This window comes from Alcanivorax sp. HI0007 (assembly GCF_001635525.1).
GTDB lineage: Bacteria > Pseudomonadota > Gammaproteobacteria > Pseudomonadales > Alcanivoracaceae > Alcanivorax.
In genome coordinates this window covers 86,233-104,457 of the sequence record NZ_LWEJ01000085.1, presented here as the reverse complement: position 1 = coordinate 104,457, position 18,225 = coordinate 86,233, and the positions used below count along the sequence as shown (strand labels likewise).

Below are 18,225 nucleotides of genomic sequence, written 5' to 3'. Positions count from 1 at the left end.
CCCGGTCTTCTTCTTGACACATTTTTCTCGCACTCTGGTGAATGATCTTCACCTAGTCTTTCATCAGGGATGTTGCTTCATGGACGATTCGCGCGCTGAGTTGGAGCAGGGAGATGCCCTGGTGCAGGCCTGTGCCCGGGGCGATCGTCGAGCTTTCCATCAGCTTTACGTCAACGAGGCACCGCGCATGCTGGCGCTGGCCCGTCGATTTACCGGGGATGCGTCCCTGGCAGAAGATGCGCTTCAGGATACCTTTGTCCAGGTCTGGAAAAATGCCGGACGTTTCCGTAGTCAACGTGGCAGCGCGCGGACCTGGCTGTTCGGGCTGTTGCGTTATCGTTTGATCAATCAGCATCACCGGTCCCGCCGGGAAGCCTTCGAGCCCCTGCCGGGTGACCAGTGGCCGGACCCGGGCCCGTCTCCGGAGCAATGCTCCCTGGAGAATGACCAACGCCGTGCCATCATCGATTGTTTGCAGACCCTGCAAATGGATCGCCGGCGTCCCATTCTGATGGCGTTTTATCAGGGGTTCACCTACGAGCAGATTGCCGACACCCTGGCCGTCCCCCTGGGCACGATCAAGAGCCGTGTTCGCTCCGGGCTGAAAGGATTGCAGGAGTGCCTGCGATTATGATTCCCCGCGATTCCCAGGAGCGGCAATTGTTGATTGCCGAGCATGTTCTCGGGCTGCTTTCCCCCGAGCAGGCCGCCGAGGTGGAGCGCTGGCTGGAGCAGGATGACGACGCCGCCCAGCTGGCCAGCCACTGGCAGGCCCACTGGCTGGGCGCAGCCGAGTTGCTGGAGCCGGAACCGCTGCCCCCTGGATTATGGCAGCGTATCGAACGACAAATCGCTGAAGTGGCCACACGCCGTCGTCCGGTCTGGCAGGCGCTCTGGCAAAGCCCGTCGCTGTGGCGAACGGTCAGTGCCGGCCTGTTGGTGGCAGTGGTTCTGTTGCTGGGGCCGCTACGGGTTCCGGCACCGGTGTATACCGTGGTGTTACAGGCACCGGGGGAGGCGGCGAGTCCGGGTTGGCGAATCACCGTTTCTGACCGGGGTGACTTGCAGCTGACGCCGCTGGCAGACAGCGAGTACCCGGTGGATCGCAGTGTTCAGTTCTGGACCCTGGCGGATCCCGCGCAAGGGCCTCGCTCTCTGGGTCTGGTGAATCCTGGCCAGCCTCTGGTCCTGCCTGCCAGCCGGGTGGGGGACGTGGAAAGCGGTCAGCTGTTCGAACTGACGCTGGAACCGCCGGGTGGTTCCCCTGCTGATCGACCCACCGGCCCGGTTCTGTTTATCGGCCGAGCGGTGGCGCTTTAGCGCGGCGTGAGGGGCAACCCGGGCTCAGCCCGGGTTGCGCGGGTCGCTGCCCAGCAGGGAGTTGCTGTAGGCCTGGGCGATGGTGATGTCCACGAATTTGCCGATCAGATCGGTATCATCGCTGCGGAAGTTCACCACTCGATTGTTTTCGGTACGCCCTTTCAACTGGCCCGGGTCTTTCTTGGAAAAACCGTCAACCAGAATGCGCTGGGTACTGCCCACCATCTTGCGGGAAATGTCCTGCACGTTCTGGTTGATGCGCTGCTGCAGGATGGCCAGGCGCTGTTTTTTCACGTCCAGGGGCACGTCATCAGGCAGGTCTGCCGCCGGGGTACCCGGACGGGCGCTGTAGATGAAGCTGAAAGACATATCGAAGCCGATGTCGTGGATCAGATTCATGGTGTCCTCGAAGTCCCGGTCGGTTTCTCCCGGGAAGCCGATGATGAAATCGGAGCTGAACGAGATGTCCGGGCGGATACGCTTGAGCTTGCGCAGCTTGCTCTTGTATTCCAGCACCATGTGGTTGCGTTTCATCATGGCCAGGATACGGTCGGAGCCGGACTGCACCGGCAGGTGCAGGTGGCTGACCAGTTCCGGCACGTCCTCATAGACCTGGATCAGCGAATCGGAAAACTCCACCGGGTGGCTGGTGGTGTAGCGGATGCGATCGATGCCGTCGATGTCGCGGATCAGCCGGATCAGGTCAGCCAGGTCCAGGGTGTCACCATCAGCGCCGACCCCCCGGTAGGCATTCACATTCTGGCCCAGCAGGTTGACCTCGCGGACCCCCATTTCCGCCAGATGCTCGATCTCCTGGAGCACCGGCTGCACCGGGCGGCTCACTTCCTCGCCACGGGTATAGGGCACCACGCAGAAGGTACAGTACTTGGAGCAGCCTTCCATGATGGACACAAAGGCGCTGGGGCCATCCACGCTGGGTTCTGGCAGGTTGTCGAACTTTTCCACTTCCGGAAAGGTCACATCGATGGCCAGTTTTCGGGTGGTGGCGGCCTGGGTAATCAGGCCGGGCAGACGATGCAGGGTCTGTGGACCGAATACCACGTCCACGTAGGGGGCCCGGTCACGGATGGCATCGCCTTCCTGACTGGCGACGCAGCCACCGACCGCGATCACCATGTCCGGCTTGGCATCCTTGAGCTTTTTCCAGCGACCCAGCTGGTGAAACACCTTTTCCTGGGCTTTTTCCCGGATCGAACAGGTGTTGAGCAGCAATACGTCCGCTTCTTCCGGATTGTCGGTGGGCTCCAGGCCATGGCTGGATTCGAGCAGGTCCACCATGCGGGTGGAGTCGTACTCGTTCATCTGGCAGCCGTGGGTCTGAATAAAAAGCTTGCGTGCCAAGGGGCACCTCCATCATTGGGTTGTCAGCCGCTTTGGCTTGCCTAACCCTCGAATAGCGTCAAAATGGGCGCGGATTATACCAACCGGAGAGATCATGCGAAAACTGCCGTACCTTCTACCGTATCTCCTGCCTCTGCTGCTGGCCTTTCTGCTGGCCGGCTGTGGCAAGCAGGAAAGTGACTTGCCTGTGAATACCCGGCTGGGGGGTGAGTTTACACTGACTGACCAGAACGGCGAGCCTTTCAGTCAGGCAGCGCTCAACGGTAAGGTGACGATCCTGTTTTTTGGCTACACCCACTGTCCGGATATCTGCCCGGCGGTATTGGCCCGGGTCGCCCAGGTGTACCGGCAGCTGCAAGAAGCCGGGGAGGCGGATCAGGTCCAGCCGGTCTTCATCACTTTTGATCCAGAGCGTGATACGGCGGCGCATCTTAAGGAATACCTGACCTGGTTCAAGGCGAACATCATCGGCCTCACCGGCAGTCTGGAGGAGATCCGCCAGGTGGCCAAACAGTACGGCGTGGTGTTCATCAAGGATCAGCAAGAACAGGATTATCTGTTCACCCACAGTGACTATATTTACCTGCTGGATGACCAGGGTCGGGTGCGCAAACTGTACCCGGCGGATTTCACGATTGATGAGGTGGTAAACGATGCCAAGAGCCTGCTTTAAATTCGCCCTGGTGGCAGCGGTGGTTGCCCTTGCGGTGCCTGCCCACGCGGAGCTGACCTTCAGCGACCCCTGGCTGCGTGCAGTGCCCCCGGTTTCGCCGGCCATGGCGGGGTATGTGACCCTGAACAATGACGGGGAGGAGCCTGTGACCATCACCGGCGTGAGTACCCCGGCCGCCGGTCACACCATGCTGCATGACATGGAAAGTACCGGTGATGGCAGTCGCCGGATGGTGCATCTACACCACCTGGAAATCCCGGCGGGAGAGAGTGTCACCCTGGCGCCGGGAGGCAAGCACCTGATGCTGATGAAGCTCACCGAGGTGTCGGCCCCCGGAGAAACGGTGGAGATCTGTTTTCACCTGAAAGGCGGGAAAGATGCCTGCACTGGCTTCCCGGTTATACGCCAGTCCCAAACTGACGGTTGAACCGGGTTCCGTTTTGCGGATAATCCCATGCTTTATTCGTAGTCTTTGCATAACCGGAACGACTATAAAAGCATGGGGAACCTATGAAAAAGGCATTATCCGTGATGCTGGGTGCCACCCTGAGTGCAAGCCCACTCTGGGCCCAGACTCCGGAAAGTGATCTCCAGCAGCGGCTGCTGGATTATGAGCAGCGCCTGGAACAGCTCGAAAAACAACAATTCGACAATACCCTGGACGATGCCGCAGACCGGATCCGCATCAACGGCTTCCTGTCCGCCGGCGTGTCCCGGGCGGAGCTGGAGACGACCTCGGGCTCTGCCAGCTATATCGATGGCGCCGATGACACCTGGAGCCATGATTCCCTGACCCGCGCCGGGGTCCAGTTCAACGCCAGGCTCAGCGACCGGGCAGAGGCCGTGGTTCAGCTGTTTGCGTCCGGCGCTGACGAATTCAATGCGGAATTGCAGTGGGCCTATCTGGATTACCAGTTCAGTGACGCTGTCAGCGTGAAAGCCGGGCGCATCGTGGCGCCGTTCTATATGCACTCCCAATACATCGATGTGGGCTATGCCTACCCGTGGGCCAGCCTGCCCGCGGAGGTGTATCAGCTGGCACCGGTAAAAACCATGGAGGCGATGGAGGCTTCCTGGCGTTTTACCACCGGGCCGGTTTCGCACCGCCTTTCCGGGTTCTGGGGATCCAGTACCGTGGACGGGGGAGACCGTGTGGCCAACGCCCAGTTTCAGGCCGACGATCTGAGCGGCCTGAACTTCACCAGCTACTGGCGTAACTGGACGCTGAGAGCGGCCTACAGTGCCGCGGATGTGTCAGTCAGCCAGGATGATCTGGCAGCCGCCGGTGTCCCCCCGATCCTGGGCCTGTCCTTTGATGAGGTGTACACCTATTTTGCCGGCCTGGGCCTGCAATACGATGATGGCAGCTGGTTCTTTTCCGCAGAAAAAGCGCGACTGGATTTTGGCAACTGGTATCCCAGCAGCGAGAGCGGCTACGTCACCGTCGGCAAATATCTCGGCAAATGGATGCCCATGGTGACCTGGGCCGAAGTTAATCCCCGTGACCTGGATCGCAGCCTTCCCGCTGCCCTGAATAACGGTCTGGCAGAGCAGCAGAAAAGCTGGACTGGCGGTTTGCGCTACTCCCTCAGTGAGGCCATCGCCCTGAAAGGGGAAGTCAGCTACTACTACGATTTTTCCGATAGTGAGGTAAGCACTTCCGGTTTCTTTGTTACCGAGGGTGCACCGCTTGAGGAGGACCACGCCACAGTGATTCGTCTCAGTGCCGATCTGGTTTTTTAAGGAGGAATGATCATGAAAAGAATAATGTTCTCATTGCTCCTGATGCTGGCAACCACCGTTCAGGCGGACCCGGTGGTGGTGGTGTCTGCCAACAGCAGTCTTGGGGCGCTGACACAGGATGAAGTTCGGCAGATCTTCAATGGCCAGGCCCGTCGGGTTTCCGGTGTCTCGGTGAAGCCGCTGGATTTGCCATCGCGAGGCGACGCCCGGGAGGCGTTTTACCAGCAGGTGCTCGGCAAGAGTGCGGAGCAAATGAAAAGCTACTGGGCGCGGATGATCTTCACCGGTCGTGGCATGCCGCCCAGAGAGGTATCCAGCGACCAGGAGATGGTTTTGCTGGTAGGCAGTAACCGGAATTTTGTTGGCTACCTGGATGCCTCACAGGTAACCCCGGACCTGAAGGTGGTGTACCGGCCCTGACGTTTTCTGTTGTTGTTCACAGACCCCTTGCCCGCCTCATCGGCGGGCTTTTTTATGGTCCTATCCGCCCACGGCAGTGTTGCAAAACGTAGGGTGTCACTGAGCCTGGGGCGAACTGCACCGATTCGGCGTTTGATGGTGCAGTTCGCCCCAGGCTCAGTGGCACCCTACGCTATAGGGGGCGGTCAGGGGTTTACAGTCGGGGCCCTGTTATCCGGAAGAAATTCCGGGGCAAGCCAGTGCCAAAATGACAGAGATCCCCCTGCAGCGGTCGGTCCTCTTTCCTACCCATGTTTGAGACTTCGCCTCTGCTGTGCTTTGCCGACACCTCATAAACTGCGTCAATGCGCTATTTACTGATCGTCTACCTGCTTCTTGTTCCTGTGAGCCTGTGGGCAGATTGTCGAGGCCTGGCTCCCGCCCGTGGTGTACCCGCCCCGGCAGAAAATGAATGGAACCTGGCGACGCTGAACCTGTGGCGGCTTCGTGATATCCGCAAAGACAGCCATCTGGATAAACCGCTTTCTTCTGCTGTGCTGGAGAGGCGATTAGAGGCGCTGGCAGATTTCATCGCCGGCCCTTTGCGGGCGCCCCATATGCTGGCTGTTCAGGAAGTGGAAAACCGTCAATTACTGGCGGCGCTGGTAGAGCGACTTGCCGGGTACGGTTGGCGATACCGCGTCGTTCTGAAAGAGGGCAATGATCCCTCCGGCATGGATGTGGGCCTGCTCTATCGTCAGCCGGTGCAGATTGCCTCGGCGGAAAGCCTGTTTGTGGAGCAGGACTTTTACGGCCACGCACTGTTTTCCCGTCCGCCCTTGCACGTGACGGTGCATGCACCTCGGCAGTTGCAGCTGGTTGTGGTGCACCTGCGCAGTGCGCGAGGTCTGCAAAAAGCGCAGGTCCAGGAAAAAAGGCAGAGCCAGGCGGCGTTGCTGGCCAACTGGGTCACTAAGCAGGATGGACCGCTCATTGTCGCCGGTGACTTCAACAGCACCTGGGATGCCGGGCGGCTCTCTGCCAGCTATGCGCGTTTTGCGGAATCCGGTCTGTTCAATCTGTGGCAGCTTATGCCGGAACCGGAGCGCTACAGCTTTCGTTATCGTTGCCGGCCACAGGCGCTGGACCATATCTGGGTGTCACGGGCGGCGAAAAAGGCAGTCTCCAGAACGGCGGTAACCCGGGGTAATGCGGGTCGCTATCACAGCTTGTACGGCAGTCAGGGCGTGACGCCAGTGTCTGATCATGATGCGGTGGTCGTGTACTTTACTGGAGGGAGATAAAAGGGCAGGTCTGGCGTGTTGCCTGGAGCGTGGCGGATGTTCCGTGGAAACGAAAAAGACGCCGCGGGGTTGCTTGCGTGTTTGCGAGGACCAGGGAGAGCCCCGCGGCGTTAAACAGTGGGCGGCATGCGCCGCCCGTGTTCTTGGTGCTTACAGTGCGAACTCGTAGGAAACGCTCATCACCAGATCGTCGTCGTAGGTGTCGTCTTCTTCCTGATCAACGATCTTGGACAGGGTGAAGGTGAACTGATCGGTAACGGCGTAGCTCAGATCCAAGTGAGTGTAGTCACTGTCGTCAGCTTCAAAGTCATAGAAGCCCACGGTGGCGGAGTACTTGTCGTAGCCGTAACCCACAGCGAAGTAGTCACTTTCGTAATCTTCATCGCCACCCTTGCCGGAATTACCCACACCGATGAAGGCATCAGCGCTCAGGCCGGCAAAGCCAACGCCCAGGTGAACTTCCTGGAAGTCAGCGCCGGATGCAGGGTTGTCGCCTGCGGTGCCGCCAGCGGTGTAGTTGTAGTCGATGTAGCTGATGTCGTAGCTCAGACCTTCGAACTCACCACCGAAACCGGCGTACAGGTCGTACTCGGTGTCGTCGGTTTCAGAAGAGGCCCAGGCACCAGCGTACAGACCGGACGTGTGGGAGTAGTCAACGCTACCGTATACCGCAGCACCGTCAGTCAGCTGCTGACCACGCCACAAGTACTGGCTGGACGCACCCAGGGTACCACTGACTTCAGCAGCAGCGATGGCCGGAGCCAGGCTGGCAGCGACGATGGAAGCGGCCAAAACGGTTTTCTTCAGACCAAATACGTTTTTCATGTGCAACCCTCTTAACAAGTCTAATTCGTTCAATGTGCGCTGGTGACGCACCGCCTTTTCGGCTCGCATTAGATATTGCAGAGAGCGTGCCAACTATTTTTTGTTGATAAAAAACAGTGGCTTGATGATTGTTGGGGGGAAAAAAGCGGGTTTCACAAAGGGGAAACAGAGAATGCGGTGCGCGAAATTGGTGCCGCGCACCGCATTGGTGCGCCCGTTATGGGCACTGCCAGTCAGTTTGCACCGCATCGACGCTGTTGCCAGCGGCATCCTTTAATGACAGACCGCACTGACCCTTGTCGTAGACAAAGTGCGCCTGGTACTCGCCACCGGCCTGGGGAGAAAACTGCAGGGCGACACGACAGCGGTCCCGGCTGTTGTCCGCCTGGCGTCGATTGTAGATCACGCCAATGCGGGTGGCGGGGGCCGCGTCGACCGTTGTTGTGACCTCCGGGCTTTTCTTCATGGTTTCCAGCAGTTCGTCCAGTGCACCACCGCTGATCGGGCTTTGCGACAGGGCATAGTCGGTGGATTGGAAGCCCTTGCCGGGCACACAGACGACGGGCTGGGCGGCGGTATCGTTGCTGGTGAAGGTAACCTGGGCGGTCTCGCCAGTGGTGGGTTCCTGGTAATTGAGATGCTGACAGCCGGCCAGCAGGGCCAGAGGGGCGAAAATCAGGGCTTTCATGATGTGTCCTTATCAGGGCGTTTGGCAAAGTGTATGTCAGCCGGACGGCAGACCCAATGGGGTTTCTGTTGCAAGGTCGGGGCCATGAATTGCCAGCGAGCCCGGCGAGGGGGCAACAGTAACGATGGGATCAGTGTGTGTCACCGAACCAGTGGCTGATCGCCTCCCGGGTCAGTGCAGGTTTTTCCCGGTTGGAGGGTAACCAGTTGCCGGCGTTGGCGGTCATGGCGGTGAGAAACTCGAACAGGGGCAGGTGCTGGCGCAGTACCCGGTGGTGCCGGTGGCCGATGACCGGGTTGAAATAGCCAAAGAAATCCAGCATCTGCCGGGGATTCTTGCGCACCCAGAGCCAGGAGCCCATTTCCAGGGTAAAGGGCAGGAAGGTGTGTTGCGGTGCCCGATCCTGGGCATCGTCGTAGAGATAATCCCAGAGATCGCCATGGGTGGTGTAGTTCACCGACTGGGGCTCGATCAGGTAGGGGTGATGATGGGGATAGGTGTCTTCGAAGTGTTGTTTGAGCCGGTACACCTCACCGATGTGGGGAATAGGGCGATGACTGCGGGCGTAGCAGCACCAGATACGGTCCCGACGACCAAAGCCGCTGTGGCAATCCACGCTCATGGCAAAGGGAGCTGGCATCAGTTTTTCCCGAACCACGCGCACCAACGCCTGGGCTTCCGCTTCCATGGGGGCACCACTTTTTCCCCGATACCAGGGCAGGTGTCGACTAATGCGGTGGCCGCCCACCAGAAAAGGCACCCGGCCCATGGCATCGATGGGCGCGTTGCGCATCAGGTCCACGCCATTGGGGTTGCTGCGGGTGCGCTTCCAGATGCCACCCGGGTTGATCATGGGCATGAATACCAGACGCACCTGCTCCAGCCGGCGATGGAGCTGATCGTCCCACTGCAAACGATGAATCAGGCTGTGCAACCAGGACATCAGCACCTGGCTGCCGATCCGCTCCACCCCATGCACACCGCCAAAAAAACCGATCACCGGCACGCCGGGGGAGGTGCTGCCCATTTCGATCACCCGCACCGGCAAGGACAACTCACCCATGGGCACCTCATGAACCGTGGACACCCGCAGGTGGCGTTCACCATGACGAATCAGGGCATCCAGATGCAGAAGCTCTGGCAGATGGCGTTGCAGCAGGTAGAGGGTGTCTTCCATAGGCGGGGGCGGGGACTGGCAAAGAGAATTACACAGGGTAACGACGGCAGATAACAGGAATGTGACGATGCCTTGCCTGCATGTTATCACCTGGGTATCTACGCTACGGAGCCGCTGTAGGAGCGGATCTTGAGCCGCGAACCTCGCGAAGCGAGGAAATCGACCGAAGGGCGATCAGGGATTTCCGGGCTCGACAGGTGTCTTTAGAAGGAGCCGGTGGTTACCTGGTACATTTCCTTCGCTGTCACTCGGATTCGCACCTCAAGAGGTGTTATTCGCTGCGCTCACCCCTACGGGGCCGCCCTGCGGGCGTTACTCCCCTGCGCTCCGTTCCTACCGCGGCGCTGTAGCGAGATGGGCAGTTTTTCTTCACCAAACCGTGACGCCACTGTCAGCGAACTGTCACGCCGAATTTCTAGTGTGGCCACAGGATAGTCCTGCAACGGATAAGAGCCTGTGGCCGTGCCCATGACAATGCCTCTTGATTCTGCTTGCTCACTGCGAACCGGGGATCTGCTGTTGTTTTCCGGCCGCGGTTTTACCAGTGAGGTGATCCGGGTCTTTACCCGTAGTCCCTGGAGTCATATCGGCATGGTCGTGCACCTGCCCGGTAATCCCGATCCGCTGGTTCTGGAATCTACCACCTTGAGTGAATCACCGGATGTGACCCTGGGCTGTCCGGTGGCCGGTGTGGCGCTGGTTCCACTGGCAGACAAGCTACGAGATTACCCGGGCACGGTGGCGTTGCGTCGACGGCATGGGCCGCCATTGAGTGATCGTCAACAGCAACTGCTGACGCGCCTGGTCAAACGGTTGCTCCACCGTCCCTACAAGAATTACGTGCTGTGCAATGCCCTGGATGTGCTGACCGGTTTTACCCGCAAGCCGGACCAGCGCGGCTGGTTCTGTTCGGAACTGGTGGCGGAACTGTACCGGCGGTTGGGCTGGTTACCCCGCCAGACCCGCGCCAGCACGCTGGTGCCGGGGCATTTCGGTTCCCGTCACATGCGTTTGCAACACGGCAAGCTGGGGGCCGTGGAGTTTCTCAAGAGTGGGCCACAAGCCACCGCCATCCGGGCCCGGGTTACAGCCAGCGCCGAACACGTTGCTGATAGGCCTGCCATTGCTCCCCGAACTGTTGGGCGTGAAACGCTTCTTCCGCAACAATCACATGCTGCTGGATAACCCAGACCACCGGGACCAGCATGATCAGCATGCCCGGGCTGTGCTGATTCAGGGCCATGGCCAGGTAGAGCGCGGTAAAGCCCAGGTAGATGGGATTGCGGCTCAGCCGGAATACGCCTGTGGTAAGCAGCTGACTGGCGGGGCGATGGGGAACCAGGGTCGTGCGTGCCAGGCGCAGCTGGATCGCCGCAGCCAGCACCAGGGTGGTGCCAATCACGGCCAGCGCCAGAATCACCCAGTGATCACCCGGGAATGCCGGGGCGGGGAGCGGCAGGGCCTGATCGATGCCATAACCCATCAGCAGCCCCCCCAGATACAGGGCCGGTGGCGGCATCATTACTTGCGGGTGCTCGAGGGACATGGCAATCACCTGGTGACAGAAAACGAAGAGAAAAATACGCGGGTATTCTAAACACTATGACAGCCAGCTGCCTGTCCGCTGGCAAACTTTGCGAGGTTTTCTATTGATCATTTCGAAAAAGCTGGGTTATGGTAATTCCAATCCCGCCCTTGCGGGAGTGATCGCGATCATAAGCTGTTACAGCTGCTGCAACTGAACCGCCAAAAGGCTTAAACCAACGGCGGCAGGCGCAGGCGTCACTCTCGCTTTGTCACAGTATGAGCCAGATCTGACGCCCGAGCCGTAGCCGCCCACGACGCAACCGTCACAGGGGATACGCATGGAAGAGCGCGCGGCCAGACTTCACACCCTCTCCGTCAACCACGCAAGCGCCAACCAGAACGATTCAACCCTCGAACAAGAACAGCAAAAAACCTACGTCATCGATACCAACGTACTGATCCACGACCCGAATTCGTTACTCAATTTTGAGGAACACCGGGTGGTGATTCCCATGACGGTGCTGGAGGAGCTGGATAAGCTGAAGAGCGGCAAATCCCATACGGCGGCAGACTGCCGCGCGGCCATTCGCCAGATCGACCGGGTGCTTGGCAGTGCCACCCCGGCAGAGGTGGAAGCGGGTATCCCCATCCCCCGGGGGCCGGAGACGGTCACCCAGGGCACGCTGACGGTGCTGATGTCCAAGCCGGACAACGACAGGGCGCCACTGCCTGATAACCTGAACGATAACCGCATCATCAACGATGTGGTGGCCATGCAGGCCAGTCAGCCGGAGCGACGTTTTATTCTGGTGACCAAGGACATCAACATGCGCCTCAAGGCGCGGGCCTGTGGCATCGAGTCGGAGGATTACCACAACGATCAGCTGGTATCGGACATCAAGCAACTGACCCGGGGCTACTTCGAAGTGCCCGGTTCCTTCTGGGATCAGGTCACCCAGGTGGAAACCGAGCAGGTGGGCGCCGATACCCTGCATCATCTGTCCCATGGTCTGCTGGTGAGTGAGATCCTGGGCGAAGAGGTCTATCCCAATCAGTACGTGATTGATGAACAGGGGTTTGTCGGGCGGGTCATGGATGTGAACAACGGCGTCGTGACCCTGCGGCATTACAAGGCCGACAGTCTGCTGGATCAGGAGGTTTGGGGGTTACGCCCGAAAAACCTGCAGCAGGCCATGGCGCTGCAACTGTTAATGGATCCGGATGTGCACCTGGTCACCCTCACCGGGGCCGCGGGGTCCGGGAAAACCATTCTGGCGCTGGCGGCCGCCATCGAAATGACGGTGGAACAGAAGCGTTTCAACAAGATCATCGCCACCCGGTCTACGCCGCCATTGGCGGAAGAGCATGGTTTCCTTCCCGGTACCGAAGAGGAAAAAATGGACCCCTGGCTGGGGGCTATCAACGACAATATCGAGGCGTTGCACCTGAACGATGAAAATCCTTCCGGGAGCATTCAGTACGTGAAGGAAAAGGCCAACATCCAGTTCAAGGCCATGAACTATATCCGCGGCCGCAGCTTCCAGAAATCCCTGATCCTGATTGACGAAAGCCAGAACCTGACTCCCCATCAGATGAAGGCGATCATCACGCGGGCCGGGGAAGGCTCCAAGGTGGTGTGCCTGGGCAACCTGGCCCAGATCGACACCCCCTATCTGTCACCCACCAGCTCGGGCCTGACCTACATGACCGAACGCTTCAAGCGGTTCGTTCATGGTGGTTCGGTGCAGCTGAACGGGGTGCCGAGGTCGTTGCTGGCGGAATACGCCGAGCAGTTTCTTTAACGCGTAGCGGTTAACCTGTAGGAGCGCCTCTCGAGGCGCTCCTACAGCGGTTTCCTATCAGCCGTTAATCTTCTCTATGGCTGCCTTGCACGCTTCCGACTGATAAAAATCATCCAGCACCCACTGAATAAACGGTTCCAGTACGCCCTGCTCAATCAGGATTGTGGCACCGCGTGCCAGGGCGGGAGCGGTGATCTGGCGGACCTGATCTTCGCTGATCTTCATGCCGTCCAGCAGGGTTTGCAGGGGCATGTCGCTGAGGGACTGAACGGCGGCGTGGATGCCCACGCTGACCAGACGGCGGGTGTAGTCCAGGCGGGCAGTTTCATCGCCGATGGCACAGCCCTGGCTGACCACTTCATCGATAGTGCCGGCGGGTACCAGCTTCAGATAGTTGGCGGGTTTGAGCGGTGCCACACGCTGGTAACCGTCTCTGGCCAGTTGCTCGATGCGCTCATTGGTGAGCTGCTTGTTCAACCATTGCTCGCCGGTTCTCAGGGTGACACGGATATTCTTTCTCAGATAATCACGGATGGACTCTTCCATGCCACCCATGGCCTTGCCCACCATGCTCTTGCGACCCATTTTCATCACGCTGCTGACGCCGGGAAGTTTGGCCAGGGCATTTTCTTCCAGCAGAAAGTTCTTGATCCCGGTATAGAGCATTTCACTGACCATTTCGCTGACCAGCGGATGGCTCATGGCCGCGTGGATGGCTTTCTCGCGGAGGGTTTGCAGCTTCAGCACCTGCTCCAGGATCGCCTCGAAATGGTCTTCACTGAGCAGCTCGCCCACGGTAGCCGGATCCTTTTCAGCGGCTTCCCAGACCGCCTTGCTCACATCGCTGACCACCGTCTGCAGTCCCTGGGCGCTGAGCGCCTGTTGCAGCCATTGATCCACTACCGAGGTCAGGGAATCGCTGTCTACCAGTTTGCCCAGGGGAACGGCGCCCAGGCTGTCACTGGCCTGAGCCATCAGGGCCTGCCAGTGGTCCTCGTTCTGCAGTTGTGCACAAAGGTGTGCCTGGTGCGCATCGCGCAGGGCGGAAATCAATTCGGCGGATGACATGGTCGTAAAACCTCTTTTTATTGATTCAGAACAATACCCCCGTTCTCCAACGGCCTTTCAATAGTACCGGTGGGGTGGCCATTACAGCCTGTGCCGGGTATCGGGTCACTGTCTCTATCTTGCTGGAACAAAGGGGAACTGTATGCAACTGCGAGGACAAGGAAAAGCGGCGCTGCTGCTAACCGGAGTGTTGATGGCCGGGCCGGCCCTGGCCCACAAGGCGGGGGATGTGATTGTGCGCCTGGGGGGGATTAAGGTGGATCCGGATGCCAGCAGCGAGGTCTTCAATCCGGCGCTGCCTGCGGTGGGTGGCCTGGGCGTCGATGTGGATGACGATACCCAGTTGGGGTTGACCCTGGCGTATATGGTCACTGACTCGATCGGTGTTGAGCTGGTCGGTGCGACCCCTTTTACCCATGACATCCTTCTGGATACCGGTGGCGGCGGGGTGGTTATCGGCGAAACCGGGCACCTGCCGCCCACGCTGCTGGCACAATACTATGCCCCTCAGGTCGGGCCCATGCGGGCTTATCTGGGCGCAGGGTTGAACTACACCCTGTTTTTCGAGGACAGCATCGACGATGCAGTGGTCAGTCCGCTGCTGGGGGGGGCTGATGCGGATGTGAAGCTCAGTAATTCCATGGGCTTTGCCTGGGAAGTGGGTGCTGACTTTTCCCTGAACGAGAACTGGTTGTTCAACGTCAGCGTCTGGAACATCGATATCGATACCGAGGCGCGCCTGTATGTCAATGACGCCCGCGTGGACAAGATCGATGTGGAAATCGATCCCTGGGTGTACATGGTAGGGCTGGGTTACCGGTTCTGAGGCACTATGCGTCAGGGGCACGCCTGCTCCCGGTAGCGGGTTGCAGGCATGGCCTATGACGTTGGGGGAAAGCCCGATGACCATGAGCAGGCTCCGCTGTGCGGCTCATGGTCACGGGTCAGGCCATTTCTTCCAGCAGTTCCGGGAAGCGCTGGCGGAGAACTTCATAGCCACCATCCAAGCTGACCACATCACTGAATCCCTGCTCGCTCAGCCAGTCGGCGGCGCCCTGGCTGCTGTTGCCGTGGTAGCAGTAGATCACCAGGGGTTTTTCCGGGGCGGTATCAGCCAGAAACGGCTCCACATTGGCCTGGGTCAGGTGGACGGCGCCGCGTAAATGGCCAGCGGCAAAACTGGCCGGGTCACGGATATCCACGAACAGGGCGTCGCCCTGGTCGAAACGGGTTTTGCCCTCATCCGGGCTGATGCGTTTTGCCATTTTCTGAGTCCTTCTCGGCGAGCAGATCCGACGGCGGATACTCGCATTCCAGTCTCATGCCGATGGCATTTTCCAGTTCCGGCAGCAGGAAGGCATCGTCTTCACAGGCAAAGCTGATGGACATGCCGCTGGCGCCAGCCCGACCGGTGCGGCCGATACGGTGAACGTAGTCCTCCGGGTCTTCCGGCAGGTTGTAATTCACCACATGGGAGACGCCGTCGATATGGATGCCCCGGCCGGCCACGTCGGTGGCGATCAGCACTTGCAGATCGCCGGCGCGGAAGCGTTCCAGGGTCTTCATGCGTTGGGTCTGGGGCACGTCACCGGAGATCAGCGACACTTTCAGACCTTTCTTCTGCAGGCGGTCACTGACCCGGCGGGTAATATCCCGGCGGTTGGCAAAGACGATTACCTTGTCCATGTTCATGCCGGTGATCAGGTTGTAGAGCAGGGTGAATTTGTCATCGGCATTCGTGATGTAGACCTTCTGCTCCACGGTGTCGGTGGTGACCTGGGCGGGCTCGATTTCCACCACCTCGGCATCCTCGGTCCAGCGGCGGGCCAGATTCATCACATCATCGCTGAACGTGGCAGAGAACAGCTGGGTCTGCCGGTATCGGGTTTTCGGGGTCATGCCGACGATACGTTTCACGTCGGGAATAAAGCCCATATCCAGCATGCGGTCCGCTTCATCCAGCACCAGGAATTCCACCCGGTCCAGCCACAGATCACGGCGTTTGGCGAAATCCAGCAGGCGACCGGGGGTTGCCACAAGAATGTCGATCAACTCGTTCTGCAGGCGCTCCTGCTGGCGGTTGAAGTTCATTCCGCCAACCACGCTCATCACCTGCAAGTCGGTGTACTTGGCCAGCGCCCTGGCGTCCTTTTCGATCTGCATGGCCAGTTCCCGGGTCGGGGCAACGATCAGGGCCCGGGGCTCGCCGGCGTAGCGCTTTACCTGAATGGGGTGGCGCAGCAGGTCGTTGATCACCGTGATCAGGAAGGCGGCGGTCTTGCCGGTGCCGGTCTGGGCCCGGCCAATGGCGTCGGCACCGGCCAGGGTATGGCCCAGGACTTCCGCCTGGATGGGCGTGCAATACTGGAAGCCCTGGTCGGCGATGCCGCGCATCAGGTTCAGGTCCAGATCAAAGTCATGGAAGCGGGTTTCACCGTCTTTTTTCGGCACCGGGAACTGATCCAGGGTCCAGGTGCTTGTCTTGTCTTTTTGCATGTATTCGCTCAGTCTGAATGCAAGAGTCTGTGCCGATATTGGCACTGGCGGCACACAGCCGCGGGGCGGTAATCAGTCCACCCGTTCCTGCTGAAAACGGGGTATTGTAGAAAAAATAGCCAGCGCTGTCAGAGGATGTTTCTTATGGGGTTGCTTCGCGGGGTTATTGTAGTGTTTTGGGTGGCAGTAGGGTTAGCCATTTTCCTGGATCTGCCGTCGCCCTTCGACCGTTTGCTGTTGGGGGCCGGGCTGGTTGTTGCGGTCCTGCATGCCCTGGAATGCATCGGCTTTATGGTATGGATTCGGCGGCGAGGGCTGTTTCACTGGCGCGACGCCTTGATGATCATGATCTTCGGGGTGGCCTATCTCAAGCCGAGAATGCGGACCCTGCGGCACACGGTTTAGCCAAATACCAGTAGCCGGTTGTTGGCGGGCATTTCATGGTCGGCCAGCAGGTGGCGTTGCTGGCGGGCGAACTGTTCTACCACCCACTCCTGATCGCGAATGCCGCGGTCACCGTCACCCTCTCGCAGCCTCTGGTCGAACTGGCGGTTGGAATCGCTGGTGAATTGGCCCTGGTAGTTGAACGGGCCGTAGACCAGGAATTTGCCGTCCTCGGTCAAATGCTCACAGCCCTTGCGGATACAGGCTTCCACCAGTGGCTCGGCCATGATGTGGAAGGTGTTGGCAGTAAACAGGTAATCGAAGCGGCCGGCTGGCCATTCGCCGGCAACGTCCAGCGCCAGCGGTGGCAGGGCCCGGTTGCCCGGATCACTCTGCCACTGCTGGATATAGGGCAGGTTGGCGGCCACATCGGAAGGCTGCCATTGCAGATGGGGAAGTTGCCCGGACAACCAGGCCGCATGCTGGCCGGTACCGGCACCAATTTCCAACAAGGTACCCGGCGCCTGGCAATGCTGCTTCAGCACGGCCAGGATCGGAGCCTTGTTGTTCTCGCAGGCCTGGGAGTAAGGGCGTTCTGTCATTACTTCTTGTTCATGAACTTCTGGCCCATCACCATCAGACGCTGGTAGCTGGTAGGCAACAGCCGCTGCATGGTGTCGATCGCCAGGGCGTCAGAACCAATCAGTACCCGACGCTTGTTCTGGCGAACCCCCTTGAGGATGGTGCTGGCGGCTTCTTCCGGTGTGGTGCGGAACATCTTCTCGAAATCCGCTTTGGATTGCGCGGGATCGGATCCGGTGATGGCGGCCACATCATCGCTAATGCGAGCGGACTTGGCGATGTTGGTCTTGATGCCGCCGGGATGAATGGACGTGGCGGAGACACCGCATTGTTCCATTTCCAGCTCCAGGCGCAGGGATTCGGTAAAACCGCGCACGGCGAATTTTGCCGCATTGTAGGCAGACTGAGTGGGAATGCCGATCAGTCCAAACACGGAAGACACGTTAATGATATGGCCTTCGCCTGCTTCCTTCAGGTAAGGCAGGAAGGCTTTGGTGCCGTAAACCACGCCCCAGAAGTTGATGTTCATCAACCACTCGAAGTCGTCGTAGTTCATCTTCTCAACGGTGGCACCCAGGGCAACACCGGCATTGTTGAAGATCATGTTGGCATAGCCGAAATGGTTGACCACGTCATCGGCAAAATCATAAAACGCCTGACGGTCTGCCACGTCCAGTTTGCGGGTCATCAGGCGGTCTTCAGCCAGACCCAGCAGATCGGCGGTTTCTTTCAGGCCGGCTTCATTGATGTCAGACAGGGCCAGCTTGGCACCAGCGGACGCCAGTTCCTGAGCCAGAGCACGGCCAATGCCGGAACCGGCACCGGTGATAACGGCAACTTTGTCTTTGAAATTCTTCATGATGACTCCTGTATCC

At 59.3% G+C, this 18,225-nt stretch carries 21 protein-coding genes; 11 read left to right on the top strand and 10 right to left on the bottom strand.

Annotation, left to right across the window (positions count from 1 at the left end):
* Nucleotides 1–79 precede the first annotated feature (79 nt).
* Together A3714_RS05075 and A3714_RS05070 are read left to right on the top strand one after the other, a co-directional pair.
* Nucleotides 80–634, top strand: a complete 555-nt coding sequence (locus tag A3714_RS05075; RefSeq protein ID WP_062817461.1) for an RNA polymerase sigma factor — start codon at nucleotides 80–82, stop codon at nucleotides 632–634.
* Nucleotides 619–1,320 carry an anti-sigma factor domain-containing protein gene (locus tag A3714_RS05070; RefSeq protein ID WP_197463365.1) on the top strand — a complete coding sequence of 234 codons (702 nt, stop codon included), beginning with the start codon at nucleotides 619–621 and terminating at the stop codon, nucleotides 1,318–1,320. The genes A3714_RS05075 and A3714_RS05070 overlap by 16 nt, the downstream gene beginning before the upstream one ends.
* Nucleotides 1,321–1,344: 24 nt before the next feature.
* Here A3714_RS05070 and miaB read toward each other — a convergent pair whose 3' ends face one another.
* Nucleotides 1,345–2,682, bottom strand: coding sequence for a tRNA (N6-isopentenyl adenosine(37)-C2)-methylthiotransferase MiaB (gene miaB, locus A3714_RS05065; protein WP_062817459.1), 1,338 nt, complete (start codon nucleotides 2,680–2,682; stop codon nucleotides 1,345–1,347).
* A 94-nt stretch (nucleotides 2,683–2,776) separates the two neighbouring features.
* Here miaB and A3714_RS05060 point away from each other — a divergent pair, with 94 nt between their 5' ends.
* The 5 genes from A3714_RS05060 (at nucleotide 2,777) to A3714_RS05040 (ending at nucleotide 6,801) form a co-directional block, all read left to right on the top strand.
* Complete coding sequence (locus tag A3714_RS05060) at nucleotides 2,777–3,355, top strand: SCO family protein (RefSeq protein ID WP_063509450.1); 579 nt, start codon at nucleotides 2,777–2,779, stop codon at nucleotides 3,353–3,355.
* On the top strand, nucleotides 3,336–3,782 hold the full coding sequence (locus A3714_RS05055) for a copper chaperone PCu(A)C (RefSeq protein ID WP_063509449.1): 447 nt from the start codon (nucleotides 3,336–3,338) through the stop codon (nucleotides 3,780–3,782). The genes A3714_RS05060 and A3714_RS05055 overlap by 20 nt, the downstream gene beginning before the upstream one ends.
* Before the next feature lie 83 nt (nucleotides 3,783–3,865).
* Nucleotides 3,866–5,098: a hypothetical protein gene (locus A3714_RS05050; protein WP_063509448.1), complete on the top strand. Its 1,233-nt coding sequence runs from the start codon at nucleotides 3,866–3,868 to the stop codon at nucleotides 5,096–5,098.
* Between the two features lie 12 nt (nucleotides 5,099–5,110).
* Nucleotides 5,111–5,518 (top strand): hypothetical protein, encoded by a 408-nt coding sequence (locus A3714_RS05045; RefSeq protein WP_063509455.1) that lies wholly within the window; start codon nucleotides 5,111–5,113, stop codon nucleotides 5,516–5,518.
* A 344-nt stretch (nucleotides 5,519–5,862) separates the two neighbouring features.
* The gene (locus A3714_RS05040; RefSeq protein WP_063509447.1) at nucleotides 5,863–6,801 is read left to right on the top strand and encodes an endonuclease/exonuclease/phosphatase family protein; all 939 of its coding nucleotides are present in this window, start codon (nucleotides 5,863–5,865) and stop codon (nucleotides 6,799–6,801) included.
* Between the two features lie 150 nt (nucleotides 6,802–6,951).
* Here A3714_RS05040 and A3714_RS05035 read toward each other — a convergent pair whose 3' ends face one another.
* The 3 genes from A3714_RS05035 to A3714_RS05025 form a co-directional block, all read right to left on the bottom strand.
* Complete coding sequence (locus A3714_RS05035) at nucleotides 6,952–7,626, bottom strand: TorF family putative porin (RefSeq protein ID WP_063509446.1); 675 nt, start codon at nucleotides 7,624–7,626, stop codon at nucleotides 6,952–6,954.
* 217 nt (nucleotides 7,627–7,843) lie between these two features.
* Complete coding sequence (locus A3714_RS05030) at nucleotides 7,844–8,314, bottom strand: hypothetical protein (protein WP_063509445.1); 471 nt, start codon at nucleotides 8,312–8,314, stop codon at nucleotides 7,844–7,846.
* Between the two features lie 130 nt (nucleotides 8,315–8,444).
* Nucleotides 8,445–9,491 carry a M14 family zinc carboxypeptidase gene (locus A3714_RS05025; RefSeq protein ID WP_082810903.1) on the bottom strand — a complete coding sequence of 349 codons (1,047 nt, stop codon included), beginning with the start codon at nucleotides 9,489–9,491 and terminating at the stop codon, nucleotides 8,445–8,447.
* A gap of 468 nt (nucleotides 9,492–9,959) precedes the next feature.
* Between A3714_RS05025 and A3714_RS05020 the strand changes: the two genes are divergently transcribed.
* On the top strand, nucleotides 9,960–10,676 hold the full coding sequence (locus tag A3714_RS05020; RefSeq protein ID WP_063509454.1) for a YiiX/YebB-like N1pC/P60 family cysteine hydrolase: 717 nt from the start codon (nucleotides 9,960–9,962) through the stop codon (nucleotides 10,674–10,676).
* Here A3714_RS05020 and A3714_RS05015 read toward each other — a convergent pair.
* Nucleotides 10,576–11,037, bottom strand: coding sequence for an isoprenylcysteine carboxylmethyltransferase family protein (locus A3714_RS05015; RefSeq protein ID WP_063509444.1), 462 nt, complete (start codon nucleotides 11,035–11,037; stop codon nucleotides 10,576–10,578). The two genes, A3714_RS05020 and A3714_RS05015, sit on opposite strands and share 101 nt — an antisense overlap.
* Before the next feature lie 319 nt (nucleotides 11,038–11,356).
* Between A3714_RS05015 and A3714_RS05010 the strand changes: the two genes are divergently transcribed.
* Entirely contained in the window at nucleotides 11,357–12,820 is a 1,464-nt protein-coding gene (locus A3714_RS05010; RefSeq protein WP_082810901.1) for a PhoH family protein, read from the top strand.
* 57 nt (nucleotides 12,821–12,877) lie between these two features.
* Here A3714_RS05010 and A3714_RS05005 read toward each other — a convergent pair whose 3' ends face one another.
* Nucleotides 12,878–13,888, bottom strand: coding sequence for a hypothetical protein (locus A3714_RS05005; RefSeq protein WP_063509443.1), 1,011 nt, complete (start codon nucleotides 13,886–13,888; stop codon nucleotides 12,878–12,880).
* 142 nt (nucleotides 13,889–14,030) lie between these two features.
* On the opposite strand from A3714_RS05005, the gene A3714_RS05000 reads away from it, so the two are divergent.
* Complete coding sequence (locus A3714_RS05000; RefSeq protein WP_062817449.1) at nucleotides 14,031–14,714, top strand: OmpW family protein; 684 nt, start codon at nucleotides 14,031–14,033, stop codon at nucleotides 14,712–14,714.
* 118 nt (nucleotides 14,715–14,832) lie between these two features.
* On the opposite strand, the gene glpE is transcribed toward A3714_RS05000, so the two are convergent.
* Both glpE and rhlB read right to left on the bottom strand, forming a co-directional pair.
* A complete protein-coding gene (gene glpE / locus A3714_RS04995) occupies nucleotides 14,833–15,153 on the bottom strand; it encodes a thiosulfate sulfurtransferase GlpE (protein WP_062817448.1) in 321 nt (106 codons plus the stop codon).
* On the bottom strand, nucleotides 15,128–16,384 hold the full coding sequence (gene rhlB, locus A3714_RS04990; RefSeq protein WP_063509442.1) for an ATP-dependent RNA helicase RhlB: 1,257 nt from the start codon (nucleotides 16,382–16,384) through the stop codon (nucleotides 15,128–15,130). Before rhlB ends, glpE begins: the two co-directional genes overlap by 26 nt.
* Nucleotides 16,385–16,528: 144 nt before the next feature.
* Between rhlB and A3714_RS04985 the strand changes: the two genes are divergently transcribed.
* A complete protein-coding gene (locus A3714_RS04985; protein WP_062817446.1) occupies nucleotides 16,529–16,789 on the top strand; it encodes a DUF1145 domain-containing protein in 261 nt (86 codons plus the stop codon).
* Here A3714_RS04985 and A3714_RS04980 read toward each other — a convergent pair.
* Both A3714_RS04980 and A3714_RS04975 read right to left on the bottom strand, forming a co-directional pair.
* A complete protein-coding gene (locus A3714_RS04980; protein WP_063509441.1) occupies nucleotides 16,786–17,370 on the bottom strand; it encodes a DUF938 domain-containing protein in 585 nt (194 codons plus the stop codon). The genes A3714_RS04985 and A3714_RS04980 overlap by 4 nt on opposite strands.
* Nucleotides 17,370–18,209, bottom strand: a complete 840-nt coding sequence (locus A3714_RS04975) for an SDR family oxidoreductase (protein WP_063508716.1) — start codon at nucleotides 18,207–18,209, stop codon at nucleotides 17,370–17,372. The genes A3714_RS04980 and A3714_RS04975 overlap by 1 nt, the downstream gene beginning before the upstream one ends.
* Nucleotides 18,210–18,225 lie beyond the last annotated feature (16 nt).

Coding starts and splice junctions, on each gene's coding strand:
- A3714_RS04980 (WP_063509441.1), bottom strand. CDS start 17,370: ATGACAGAACGCCCTTACTCCCAGGCCTGCGAGAACAACAAGGCTCCG.
- A3714_RS05035 (WP_063509446.1), bottom strand. CDS start 7,626: ATGAAAAACGTATTTGGTCTGAAGAAAACCGTTTTGGCCGCTTCCATC.
- A3714_RS05060 (WP_063509450.1), top strand. CDS start 2,777: ATGCGAAAACTGCCGTACCTTCTACCGTATCTCCTGCCTCTGCTGCTG.
- rhlB (WP_063509442.1), bottom strand. CDS start 16,384: ATGCAAAAAGACAAGACAAGCACCTGGACCCTGGATCAGTTCCCGGTG.
- A3714_RS05045 (WP_063509455.1), top strand. CDS start 5,111: ATGAAAAGAATAATGTTCTCATTGCTCCTGATGCTGGCAACCACCGTT.
- A3714_RS05015 (WP_063509444.1), bottom strand. CDS start 11,037: ATGTCCCTCGAGCACCCGCAAGTAATGATGCCGCCACCGGCCCTGTAT.
- A3714_RS05005 (WP_063509443.1), bottom strand. CDS start 13,888: ATGTCATCCGCCGAATTGATTTCCGCCCTGCGCGATGCGCACCAGGCA.
- A3714_RS05055 (WP_063509449.1), top strand. CDS start 3,336: ATGCCAAGAGCCTGCTTTAAATTCGCCCTGGTGGCAGCGGTGGTTGCC.
- A3714_RS05020 (WP_063509454.1), top strand. CDS start 9,960: ATGACAATGCCTCTTGATTCTGCTTGCTCACTGCGAACCGGGGATCTG.
- A3714_RS05075 (WP_062817461.1), top strand. CDS start 80: ATGGACGATTCGCGCGCTGAGTTGGAGCAGGGAGATGCCCTGGTGCAG.
- glpE (WP_062817448.1), bottom strand. CDS start 15,153: ATGGCAAAACGCATCAGCCCGGATGAGGGCAAAACCCGTTTCGACCAG.
- A3714_RS05050 (WP_063509448.1), top strand. CDS start 3,866: ATGAAAAAGGCATTATCCGTGATGCTGGGTGCCACCCTGAGTGCAAGC.
- A3714_RS05025 (WP_082810903.1), bottom strand. CDS start 9,491: ATGGAAGACACCCTCTACCTGCTGCAACGCCATCTGCCAGAGCTTCTG.
- A3714_RS04975 (WP_063508716.1), bottom strand. CDS start 18,209: ATGAAGAATTTCAAAGACAAAGTTGCCGTTATCACCGGTGCCGGTTCC.
- A3714_RS05010 (WP_082810901.1), top strand. CDS start 11,357: ATGGAAGAGCGCGCGGCCAGACTTCACACCCTCTCCGTCAACCACGCA.
- A3714_RS05000 (WP_062817449.1), top strand. CDS start 14,031: ATGCAACTGCGAGGACAAGGAAAAGCGGCGCTGCTGCTAACCGGAGTG.
- A3714_RS05040 (WP_063509447.1), top strand. CDS start 5,863: ATGCGCTATTTACTGATCGTCTACCTGCTTCTTGTTCCTGTGAGCCTG.
- A3714_RS05030 (WP_063509445.1), bottom strand. CDS start 8,314: ATGAAAGCCCTGATTTTCGCCCCTCTGGCCCTGCTGGCCGGCTGTCAG.
- A3714_RS04985 (WP_062817446.1), top strand. CDS start 16,529: ATGGGGTTGCTTCGCGGGGTTATTGTAGTGTTTTGGGTGGCAGTAGGG.